We start from the raw sequence: 10923 nt of genomic DNA, 5'->3' as shown, positions 1-10923 counted from the left end.
AACCGTGAGCATTCTTAATTCGTGCTAGCCACCCTTGATTAGTATTGATCGTTTAGAGGGCCATTATTTTCATCCCATAATTGTAAATAATGAGATCTATTCTCCCCTTGTGAATATGGCATAAGCCAAATTAAAAAAAACAGACAATGCTACTTGGCATATTGATTGTTTTCATTCTCGATCTGCCATGTCAGTTTTGTGGCGAACGTTCAAAATTAATGGGGTTCATGAAGGTGTAGGAATTAGGTATGTATAGCATCGATACAAATGTATTTTTAATGGCGACGGGTTGTAAATTTCAATCGGATATTGGCGTTAGATTTCGTCAGATTGCCATTAGGAGTTTGCACAAGGTTAGTGATGATATTCTTCAAGGGCGTGATTCCAATCGAGCACTCGCCCATAAAGTGAAAGGCATAGCGTTATCTTGCGGGGCTATAGAGATTGCAAGAATCTGTCTCAAATTGGAGCACTACGACGTGGTAATCAATGAAAGTGCAGGAAAGAAAGTTTTATTGGATATGTCTAACGCCATGATTCACCTTTGTGACGTTTAAGTTGGAAATGCAGAATTTGTCTTTTAAAAATAAAATCATTTTCGTCAACGCAGCAATATTGGTTCTATTTGTGGCATTGCTTACGTACTTTGCTAGCGAAATTGTTCAGGGTTCTTCACAAAACCAATTTGAAGAGATAAAGGAGAGCATTACTGAAAGTAATAAAAAGCTTTTACTTACATTCGTAAAAGCTCAGAGTTTAAGCCTTGATAAAGAGGTTGAGCTGATCGCTGAAGAAGTCGATCATGTCGCGAGCGATTTTGCCCATCACTATGTCAATGTTAAGAAAAGTGAGGCGCTTCGTAATAAACAATTGGTTAACATCAACGCTAAGCTTAAACCATTTATAAGAACGGTGTACTTTATTGACACCAAGCGCCATGAAGAAGCCTCCCTCACTAAGAACGGTATTGTAAGCGAGCCTACTTCTGTTGATCTTAGTCGAATGATTCACTACAAGAACTTATATATAGAGAAAGAAGTTAAAGAGGGTAAAGTAACTCAATTCGCTATATATATTCGTCCAGAACACTGGGATAATTCGTTACTGAAATTTGATGTCGATTTAGAGTATTTTTCTCGCTCCCTCACTTTTGAAAATATGCTTGATGAGTTTCAATATCGATACTTTTTAGTGGATGATGAGGGCAAGCTTATAGCTTCGAATTTACAACAAAATGTTGAGCAGCTGATGTCAGAGAATATTTCTGACAAAGATATGCAGAAAAGCGTCGCGAAGCGTATTATGTCCAATGACATAGGGGGCTTTGTTGTTGATGGGTTAAATGGTATTTATAACGTTACTTTCGTGAAAAATAGCCTGACAAAATGGAGGTTGGTTCTGGTGACGCCTGATCATGTGATTGGTTCTAGCTATGTGACCACCAAAGAGCTGGTTTTGACTGGGGATAACTCGTTAATAAAAAACTTGCTCTTAGCATATAGCATTTTGCTTGGGCTGTTCTTAGTTATCAATTCAATTGCGGTTAATAAGATGCTCATTCCGATTTCTAAATTGATCGCACAAGCTCAATATCTAAAGCAGCGTGATTTTAATAAAGCCATACATGTGGTTCATAGTAATGGAGACGAAATTGAGCAGCTTTCTAAGGCTTATTCTGAGGCAGGGAGGCAGATTCAAAATTTAATTGAAGGGCTTGAATACGAAGTCGAAGAGCGAACGAAACAATATGAGGTTGCTGCGCAAGAAGCCAGAGAGGCGAATAAACAGAAGTCAGTGCTGCTTTCAAATGTGTCCCATGAGGTTCGCACACCACTGAACGCGATTATTGGTTATACGCATATGCTGGCTCATAGCAAACATTTTGACGCCCACAGCCATCAGCTTAACGGTATTTCGAGTGCGAGTCATACCATCTTAGGCATTGTGAATGACTTATTGGATTTTGAAAGGGTAAAGGCAGCGAGTTACTTATTAGAGCCCAAATGTTTGTCAGTAATGAGTTTAGTGAACGATATTGAAAATATGTTTTTACCTCTTAGCATATCTAAGCAATTGTCTTTTGATATTGTTTGTAATGTCGATGCTTCGACGACGCTGATGATTGATAAACTTCGTATAAAGCAAGCGATCAGTAATATAGTTGCGAACGCATTTAAGTTTACCAATAAGGGGGGAGTGACAATAGAACTTTCAACCGACGATAAAGCATTCAATATCTCAGTAAGTGATACTGGCGTTGGGATTCCCCAAGACAAATTAGATGCGGTATTTAACAGCTTCGAGCAAGTTAACCATGAAGACCAACAGTTTGGTTTTGGTTTGGGCTTAGCGATTACTAAAACCATAGTAGAGTTAATGAAAGGTACGTTACGTGTTGAAAGTGAGCTCGGTACTGGCAGCACTTTTTTTATCTCACTTCCGGCTTCGGAAATCATGACGGTTTCTGGTTGCTCTAACGGTGTTTTTGCTCAGATAAGTACCATTGAGGATGACTTAGATTACACAAATAAAAAAGCCTTGGTCGTTGATGATGTTGAGTTCAACAGAGAAATCCTTGAGTTTCATTTAAACGCGCTAGGTTTTGAATGCATGACCGCGAATGATGGTTTGGAGGCTTTAATACTCGCTTCTGAGCATGACTTTGATGTTGTACTTACGGATATTTCTATGCCAGTGATGGATGGTGTTGAGCTAGCTTCTGAGTTGGAAAAGCGCAAGCCTTCTTTACCGATAATTGCTGTTACGGCGCGTGCCACCATTCAAGAAGAGTCTCGAATGAACCAATATTTTTCGTGTTATCTAACCAAACCGCTTAACCCTAGCGATTTAAAGCGAAAGCTTTGTTGCGTAATTCAGAGGAACTAAATCCAGAACCGACGATCTGAGTATCTATGGCCACTCCCTCTCGTAACCCTATATCTAAACCTCTTTACAAAATAACCAACAGGAAGCAATACAACCAATCACTCATTAACCGCAGCTCTTTGACCTTTTGGATTGATGAAGAGGCGATAAGCGGGTGGGCGCAAAGCAAACAGAATAAGCGCGGGAGGCCACGTCGGTTCAGTGACTTAGCTATCACAACAGCGATCATGGTAAACGAGTGTTTTCTATGCCATTAAGAGCGCGCAAGGATTTATCGACTCGATATTGGCCCATGTTCCATTAAGCTGTCTGTATTACACCTGCATCAGTCGTTGAGCCAAGCAGACAAAAACGAGAAGTGCGGTACAACATCTAGCTATTGATGCAACTGGCCTTAACGTTTATGGGGAATGGAAAGTCAAAAAACACGGGAACGATGGCAAACGTAGAGTCTGGCAAAAGCAGTACGCGATGATAAAAGCCTTGAAAAACCTCACTGGGTTAGGCATGCCTGAAACTTGCCACATTGACTAAGAAACACACGAAATGGAGCGGCTCTGCCTCTAAACTGAATTGCGCATCAAAGCCTCAAATGTATCCCAGTGTTGATAGCCAAGGTCGCTGCTCCAGTTTTTGTTCTATTGATAGCTACCATAAATACCGAGAAACCAGTTTCCTTCCACCTCATCAACGTCATTCACTTCATCTGTAAAGTTATAACCGGATTGTAGTCCTACAAATACATCGCTTTGATTTGACTGAGCGTATAAAGTTGCTGATGATACTAATGTTATACAAACAAGTAGATAATCGATTTTCATCGTTCCATTTTCTCAGTTAATTATTTGTAAGACGAGTTATAGACAACCTTAAACTAAATAGCATTCCTCAAAATGATTTTAACAGGTGACATTTTGAGTCGGTTAAATTTAAATAACTTATGAAAATAAAAAAACACTGCCAAAAATGACAGTGTTGCAGTTTCAAGGAAGGGAGTTTAATCTAAACAGACAAGTTGTGGATACATTATTTTTTCTCCAGGGTAAATCAAATTCAAATCACGATTATTAAAATTTAAATTTGCGTCAACTAACTCTTCAAGTGAGATATCAAATGTGTTTGCAATTTTATGTAAATAGTCACCAGAAGCCACTCGGTATTCAATTAAACGTTGTTGACACGATGGCGCTTTCTTAATTGGGACAATAGACGCCAATTGGGTTTCCTGCGTTGTTACTTGGGTCGGCTCTTCAACAGGCCGTTGAACAATGGGCCTTGGATTAACTTCTGAAAGGACCTCTTCCACTTCCTTGCTTGAAAAACGATAAACCAATTGTACATTAAATGCGTATAGATCGTCTTGTTGCCGTACTAAATCAAAGACGCCTTGGTAACCGAGGTCGGCATACCAATTTTGACCTAATTGATATTTAAGACCAAGTGATGCCGTTAAATTGGTATAATCACTAGAAAGCGCCCCTCCAATTCCTGCATATAAGGAAGCAAAATCACTGACAGGTAACAGTAAATCTGTATCAATCATCACCGCTCGGAGACTATCTATTTCCGGTTCTGAAAAGGCAGAAAAATCAGCATAGCCAAGTTCAAATAGTACGTTTTCATTAATGTTATATCCAACCGCCGCCTTATAACCGAGTGCTTCAGTCTGCCCCATATTGTCATCAAATGCAGAAAACGTCATACCGCCACTCATCTGGATGGGTAGCTCTTCTGCTGAAACACTAGTGGATAAGAACACAGCAATAATCGATAACATCTGGTTCATTTTTTTCATCTTAAATACCAGGCTCCAACATGATCACTACTGCATCAGAATAATCACCAGACACAGCCGAGCTGCCCTTAATATCGTAATCAAAGTCTAAAGTGAAGTTGATGCTTGTTTTCACCCCAGCGCCTTCTGAAATAGCCGTTGTTTTATGTATTAGTTTTCCATCATCAACTAAGTTATTAGAACCACACTCATCGCAATGGATACTATAAGGGATAACCACACCAGGGCTATTTGAATTAACCAATTCGTATGACTGTTCGGGCATGGTTAAAACAATTCCATCATTAAAATAACCGTTCACTGTAATATCGAATGACGTTGTCGATGTTATTTTTTTGCCAATCGTGTCATAAACTGGTGTCATGACACCATCTCCAGTTACAAAAATGCTGTCGAGTTGAACAGGCTGATAATCAAATGAAAACAACATCACTTCATTGATGTTGCGATAAGTCATAATGCCGTCATTTTCGTAGTAGTAACGAATATTTACTGGCACTGAAGCTGAATATACTCCCTCTGGTAGCTCACTTAATGCCGACACGATTTCACTTTCGTTAATATCAAAAATAGGTCTAAGAAAAATAAATGGGCTCGACTTTTGTTTGTTAATTAATCGAACAGACGAAACACAGTTCGGACCTTCAACAGTCACAATCGGTAGTGAAACCTCATCAAATGAACACCCGCCACCCACCGTATTGGTTGACTGTGCAAATTCAATCCCAGTGGTATTGTATTGAACGCCCGATATATCGATCGATATTGATGGTGAAGTATTCCCACTCCCGCCAATTAAAGTCATCTCGGCTGGAGGTGTACCAGAAAACGTCGCGGCCGCCCAAGCCTCTGAAGCCTGCAGCATTGGAGGCGTTCCCCATGTACTTGGAAGCATTTTACCTTTGTAACGTGTCACATTGTCCCAACGAACACCACCAGACTTCACTTCCGCGCGAACTTCAAACGCGGCTTGAGCTATGTTTGTCGTCATTAATGCAATAAACGCTGCAATATATAGGATACGTCCAGGCATTAGTTTTCCCCTCTCGTCACCGTTTCTTTCTTTGAATAGCTTCTGTCGTGAGACGTCACGGTAATGCTCAACTCGTTATTTCGCATAGTTTCGGTTAGAGGAAACGTCTTATTTCTTCCTGATACAACAGTAAATTTTTGTTTGCATTGGGCTGTATTTTCAGCGCCACATGCATCAACAAAAAGGTTGATCATGGTATTACTTTTATTTTCAACACTCAGACTTTCTCCGTTGTTGGTTAATTCGTAATCATACTTAGGTTGTGTTGTGGGAATAATATAAACAGGTGCGAATCCGTAATTAATTTCCACACCACTCACAACCTCACCAGGCCTGTACTTACTTGGTGAAAAAGATAACATAAACATCAAATCTTGAGAATTATCGCATGTAGCGTTATGGCATAAACTACGTATGCCAACGTCTTTCTCTTCTCCAGGGTTTAAAACCAACTTCTGGTGCGTTAATGATACCTTCCAGTCGTTTAAGTTATCTCTTGTATACCGTCTTTTTTCTACCTGCTCTCCATTAACAATATTTATCTCATCCACCTTCGCTTGAACAAAAATTGGTTGAGATTCGTCGTTGGTTAACGTAACGATACCATTCCCTTTATTATCAGAGACAATAACCATTTTATCTACCGTAAAAGCTTGTACACTTATAGATAACAGTATGGCGGTGAGTGATACTAAATTTAGTAGAATCTTATTGGATTTCATTTCCCCTTCCTTAATTAACTTGTGCGACAGGGTAAGTAATTGCGTTGGTACGATAAAGTCGCTTTGCCAACAGTTTTAACTGATCGATATCTCTTTTATAAGTCGCAATTGTTTCCGCCATGTTTATAGATTCATGAGCTATATAGATTGCCTTAAACGAACCAACTTCTTTCTGAATAATTCGATAACCGTGTGACTCGAGCTTTTTAAGCGCTTTATTCAGTTGGGTCGAGCTTTCGTATGCACCTAAATACATCGCTTGTAGCCGTTCATTTGCATCAATTAAATCTATCTGTTTGTCTTGAGCTATTGGCAAACAATAATTTTGACCAAAGTTCATCTGGTTTGTTGAAGTAAACTCATAAGGTAATATACATTGGCTTTCTTTCGCTGACAATTCAAAGTTCATGCCTTCCAATACGGTTACGCGATAAACACCATCAGCCATTTCATTGACTTCAATACAACCTTCTCCATGACACTCCACTTCTGTAATCGGTTGTTCTGAGATGTCATTAAAAGCACTGACGAACGAGACTATACGACTAACTCTTGGCTCTATAGAAGCAACCGTCCCTGGGTGTGTGAACACGATTACGTTACTATCACCAGAGTTGTAGAGGTCAACGCTCTCTGAGTCGAAATTCGCCTGATATTGACTATAATCTTCCAAAGGCACAACGGTTTCATTGTTATATACGATGAACTTACTGTTGTTTCGCCCCTCTTTTTTAAGAGAGAAGTAACCTTTTTCATCAAGCGTCTGCTCGGTGTTAGGTGACTCATGAATATCGACAAGCGTATAAGACGTTGCCGCTTTATCGGTAATATAAACACCATCCGTCGTCACAATTTGGGTACTAGACAAGCCAGCATTGATGCCATTCGTTCCATTAGTTGATGTATGGGCGGAGGCATTCATTCGAGCGTATTTAGTCGTGCCACTGGTGGCCAACAGTGCGTCTTGATACATATCATCTTGTTGTCGGTCATAGGTGTTACTCACCTCAAGCGACGTATTAAAAGAGTCTGAGTCAATTAACTGATTGCGTCTTACCGTTGTTTTAAATTGATTAATGTCATCACTATCACTCGTCAGTCCCACGATGGTTTCTACTGTGTCTGACAACGGAATACTCCATAACAAATTAATTGATGTGTCGTCCGTTGCCTCAGAGTAATCAACGTTAATATTAACTCGAGAATCTAAAACTGTTGTCGTGCTGTAACCAACGGAAATAAACTGCTGTTCTTGATCATCCGAGTTACCTAAGTTGTCGAACTGCTTGTCGTTATTAAGCGAGTAAACCGCATACACAGATTGTCCGCCACGGAAGCTGTACGAAGAATTCAACGATAGACGTGAATAATCGGCATATCCGTACATATAAGAAGCAACTGGATCACCAAGTTCATTATCAAGAGACTCATAAGATAAACTTAAATAAGGGATACCAATATTAGCGTTGAAGTGCGATGCATCTTCGAATTGGCTGTACACTGCTTCGGTACTCAAATCCCAATCAATCAGATTGTATGCACCACCAACGGTGTACATTGTGCCACTTTCCGTGAACAAGCCGCCGATGCCTACTTGCAATGAACGGGTGAGTTGGTAGTTAGCTAATACCTTGCCAAAAACATCGTCTTCAATGTTTTGAATACCATGTTCCGTGTAGTCGTAATAGCTTCCTGAAAACATACCGGCAGTAGCAACGAAATCCACTTCACCCCGAGTCAGAGAGTCACTTTTGGTGTTATATACTTGATAAGTTTGGGTATTAATAACTTGCCCACCACTTGTCACCTCAAGGACAACTTCATAGCGACCTGATGGTAACTTGCTGTAGGGAATTGAGTTCTGCCCTTCAGGTACGTTATCCTGAAAAATTAATCGACCATCACGAAACACTTTTACACCGCCACTTGTTGGCGCATAAAAGCTCAAAACTTTATCGTTATTCTGTCCGCCTACGAGCAACTTTTTAGAAGTGCCTACCGTGAGCGAGTTTTGAGCAACACGAGCGGTGTTATTCAGGAATTCGGTAGAGTTAACCTCTGGCTCAAATTCAAAATGACCCGCTTTTATTGAGTAAGAATCGATATCTAAATGATATGCCGCTTCATACAATTCAGAACCGTTATCACTGTTGTTGGCATTAAAATCAGTATTGAGGTACCCGTAAGGCAGCCCAAGTGTCGTTTCATTATTTAAAGAAACGATTGAGTCTTGATCTTGATATTCACTCACGAACAGATCAAATGAGTTGATTAACCCATTGTGTTGGCTCAGAGACGAGTGGTATACCAGTTCTTCATCGAGATTCGAGTATGACAATACCTGTGGAGATACAAAAACATAGACTTCTTGATCGTTATAGTTATGAACGATTTTAAACGTTTCTGGGAACAACTCACATTCATCGAGCTTACCTAAACACTCAGACTGACCTTGTATGCCAACCATTAATTGATCTATGATCTTCTGCTGGTACTCAGCCGACACTGCATTATCATTTAAATAGTCAGATACCTGTGCGATCGCTTTTTTGTTATTCAAGTCTAATTTTAACGTGTTAAATGACGTTAAAAATGGGATCGGTGAAGTAAAGGAACCATCTAAGTTACGCATACGGACTGTTGACTCTTTCAATTCAAACAGTTCTTCAAAACCTTCAAGAGTATTTTGGCTATAACTTGAATACGAATACAAAGGCAACAACACCAAAATTGCCATTGTTGAGAGTTTGAACCTGAACATTATATATCTACCTCAATATTGAACTCTATCTCACCATTACACCTATCCACCGAGCCTGTTGTGTTGATATCTTTAAATGGCTTAAAGCTTAATATAATATCATGCTCGCTGTACTTATTATCGCCATCATCTAAATTGAAATCTGTGAAAGAGACGGATTCTCCCACCGATATGCTTTGTCCATCAATCGTTAATTGAACGAAACCTTCCTGAACATTGCTCGCTCCAGAATAGTCGCTACAAGTTGACATATTTTTCTCTAACGTTGAAACATAAGGAATATCCGAAGCCCCAAATGGAATATCTGTTTCAATCCTTAATGTAGTATTAACGTCCTCAAACTTTGTTTTATCTTGACTTGACGTCAAAACCAGAACTGCGGGACTAAATTCAACAGAATTAATTGAATTTGTATAAAGATTGCCTACATCTAGGCTCGTGGTAATGTTGAGCGATTTAAAAGTGGCGTTGGCATTCAGACTCATGAAAGCCAATAGTAATAAGACTTTTTTCATATTGACTACCGTTTCAGAAAAATAAGGCTCGTAATTATTACGAGCCTTTAAATCGGGGGATTTTCTAAAAATTAAACAAGGTCAGCCATAACCGTTATTGATGCTTGAACAGTAGCTCCACCTACTTCAGCTTCGGGTAATACAGCAGTCTGCTTAACTTTAGCTGAAAAAGTTTTCGCATTAGAAACAACACCACCAACGGCCACTTTTTCACCATTTACATCAACTTCAACAGCTTGAGACGGGTTTGCGATACCGTCAAAAGTGACTGATGCAGCAGTGAGAGTCCAGTTAGCATCAGTTAGTTCACCAACAACAGGAGTCGCAGCATCACCATCATTTACGTGAGCCTCAAGTAGGATAGTATCTGATTCAAACACACCGTCTGAGCTTGGAGTGATAGTACCGTTAAGCGCTGTTGTATCACCTGATTGGCCAGTGATGATAAGAGCATCTGACGGGCTAGTTGTTGGAACAATTCCGCTCCATAGAACAGTAGCATTTGAAGCTGCGTTAGCACCTGCGCTTGCTGCCATACCCATTAGAAGAACTGATACTAGTGAGCTTTTTTTGAAATTAAACATTTTACTTTCCTTTTAAAAATTATATTTTATTAATAACTCTGTATGTGCGTTTAAATTTTTTATTGCACCTCGGTGAGTAGAGGAATAAAATTATGAGGAACCATCGATTGAAAGTATTGGGCATTTGCAAAGCCCTCTATACAAGAGTGCCTACCCAATGACTTTGTTGCGTAATTCCGTTTAGAGATAGAGACGCTCCATTTCTTGTATTTCTTAGTCAATACGGGAACATAGCATCTACGTTGCAATTGGGCACGTGATAGGTTTATGCGTATAATTAGGCTCTCCATATCGCTATCACGATATTCCGATAACCTTTATCGACCATGGCTACTCGTACTTCTGTTAATACACCCTATCAACCCAGACCGCTTAACTTCCTCCTTGAGTACAACAAAGCCTGGCAGAATATAGTGGCGACTGAGCCAACGCTTCGAGATAGCGAAACCATTGAAGTGACAAAATGCTCGCCTGCGGCAAGCCAGCCTTGGGCTGTAAAGAGCTGCATTGTCAAAACAAAGAATGCACTCATTCTAAAAACATCTGGTTTACTTGCTCCAGTCGAGCCTGCTCTCATTGTGGCAAAAATCGACCGATAACTGGATAGTCCAACAGATAGACCGAATG

General features: G+C 39.9%; 10 protein-coding genes and 1 pseudogene. 3 read left to right on the top strand and 8 right to left on the bottom strand.

Annotated features, from left to right (window positions below; genetic code table 11):
- Nucleotides 1–248 precede the first annotated feature (248 nt).
- The 3 genes and pseudogenes from A142_RS06355 to A142_RS24210 form a co-directional block, all read left to right on the top strand.
- On the top strand, nucleotides 249–557 hold the full coding sequence (locus A142_RS06355; RefSeq protein WP_019822350.1) for an Hpt domain-containing protein: 309 nt from the start codon (nucleotides 249–251) through the stop codon (nucleotides 555–557).
- Nucleotides 558–564: 7 nt separating this feature from the next.
- Nucleotides 565–2886 carry an ATP-binding protein gene (locus A142_RS06350; RefSeq protein WP_019822349.1) on the top strand — a complete coding sequence of 774 codons (2322 nt, stop codon included), beginning with the start codon at nucleotides 565–567 and terminating at the stop codon, nucleotides 2884–2886.
- A gap of 50 nt (nucleotides 2887–2936) precedes the next feature.
- Nucleotides 2937–3363: pseudogene (locus A142_RS24210) on the top strand (transposase); the annotation flags it as partial.
- 161 nt (nucleotides 3364–3524) lie between these two features.
- Here the strand turns inward: A142_RS24210 and A142_RS06345 are convergent.
- From A142_RS06345 to A142_RS25380, 8 genes are all read right to left on the bottom strand, one after another.
- Nucleotides 3525–3707: a hypothetical protein gene (locus tag A142_RS06345; RefSeq protein WP_019822348.1), complete on the bottom strand. Its 183-nt coding sequence runs from the start codon at nucleotides 3705–3707 to the stop codon at nucleotides 3525–3527.
- A 176-nt stretch (nucleotides 3708–3883) separates the two neighbouring features.
- Nucleotides 3884–4681 carry a LysM peptidoglycan-binding domain-containing protein gene (locus tag A142_RS06340; RefSeq protein ID WP_019822347.1) on the bottom strand — a complete coding sequence of 266 codons (798 nt, stop codon included), beginning with the start codon at nucleotides 4679–4681 and terminating at the stop codon, nucleotides 3884–3886.
- A gap of 1 nt (nucleotide 4682) precedes the next feature.
- The gene (locus tag A142_RS06335) at nucleotides 4683–5714 is read right to left on the bottom strand and encodes a hypothetical protein (RefSeq protein ID WP_019822346.1); all 1032 of its coding nucleotides are present in this window, start codon (nucleotides 5712–5714) and stop codon (nucleotides 4683–4685) included.
- Nucleotides 5714–6436 (bottom strand): hypothetical protein, encoded by a 723-nt coding sequence (locus A142_RS06330; RefSeq protein ID WP_019822345.1) that lies wholly within the window; start codon nucleotides 6434–6436, stop codon nucleotides 5714–5716. The genes A142_RS06335 and A142_RS06330 overlap by 1 nt, the downstream gene beginning before the upstream one ends.
- A gap of 10 nt (nucleotides 6437–6446) precedes the next feature.
- Complete coding sequence (locus tag A142_RS06325; protein ID WP_019822344.1) at nucleotides 6447–9197, bottom strand: TcfC E-set like domain-containing protein; 2751 nt, start codon at nucleotides 9195–9197, stop codon at nucleotides 6447–6449.
- The gene (locus tag A142_RS06320; RefSeq protein WP_019822343.1) at nucleotides 9197–9712 is read right to left on the bottom strand and encodes a hypothetical protein; all 516 of its coding nucleotides are present in this window, start codon (nucleotides 9710–9712) and stop codon (nucleotides 9197–9199) included. The genes A142_RS06325 and A142_RS06320 overlap by 1 nt, the downstream gene beginning before the upstream one ends.
- A gap of 71 nt (nucleotides 9713–9783) precedes the next feature.
- Nucleotides 9784–10296, bottom strand: coding sequence for a hypothetical protein (locus tag A142_RS06315; protein WP_019822342.1), 513 nt, complete (start codon nucleotides 10294–10296; stop codon nucleotides 9784–9786).
- Nucleotides 10297–10654: 358 nt separating this feature from the next.
- Nucleotides 10655–10923: hypothetical protein (locus A142_RS25380; protein WP_241813049.1), on the bottom strand; the 269-nt coding region annotated here is incomplete at its 5' end.

The sequence above is a fragment of the Vibrio splendidus 12E03 genome (assembly GCF_000272105.2).
Classification (GTDB): Bacteria; Pseudomonadota; Gammaproteobacteria; order Enterobacterales; family Vibrionaceae; genus Vibrio; species Vibrio splendidus_I.
Note: the sequence above shows the minus strand (reverse complement) of the source record. Positions and strands in the feature narration are given on the sequence as shown.

Excerpts from the sequence above, each read along its gene's own strand:
- A142_RS06355 (WP_019822350.1), top strand. The coding sequence starts at position 249 with ATGTATAGCATCGATACAAATGTATTTTTAATGGCGACGGGTTGTAAA.
- A142_RS06350 (WP_019822349.1), top strand. The coding sequence starts at position 565 with ATGCAGAATTTGTCTTTTAAAAATAAAATCATTTTCGTCAACGCAGCA.
- A142_RS06335 (WP_019822346.1), bottom strand. The coding sequence starts at position 5,714 with ATGCCTGGACGTATCCTATATATTGCAGCGTTTATTGCATTAATGACG.
- A142_RS06325 (WP_019822344.1), bottom strand. The coding sequence starts at position 9,197 with ATGTTCAGGTTCAAACTCTCAACAATGGCAATTTTGGTGTTGTTGCCT.
- A142_RS06340 (WP_019822347.1), bottom strand. The coding sequence starts at position 4,681 with ATGAAAAAAATGAACCAGATGTTATCGATTATTGCTGTGTTCTTATCC.
- A142_RS06315 (WP_019822342.1), bottom strand. The coding sequence starts at position 10,296 with ATGTTTAATTTCAAAAAAAGCTCACTAGTATCAGTTCTTCTAATGGGT.
- A142_RS06320 (WP_019822343.1), bottom strand. The coding sequence starts at position 9,712 with ATGAAAAAAGTCTTATTACTATTGGCTTTCATGAGTCTGAATGCCAAC.
- A142_RS06345 (WP_019822348.1), bottom strand. The coding sequence starts at position 3,707 with ATGAAAATCGATTATCTACTTGTTTGTATAACATTAGTATCATCAGCA.
- A142_RS06330 (WP_019822345.1), bottom strand. The coding sequence starts at position 6,436 with ATGAAATCCAATAAGATTCTACTAAATTTAGTATCACTCACCGCCATA.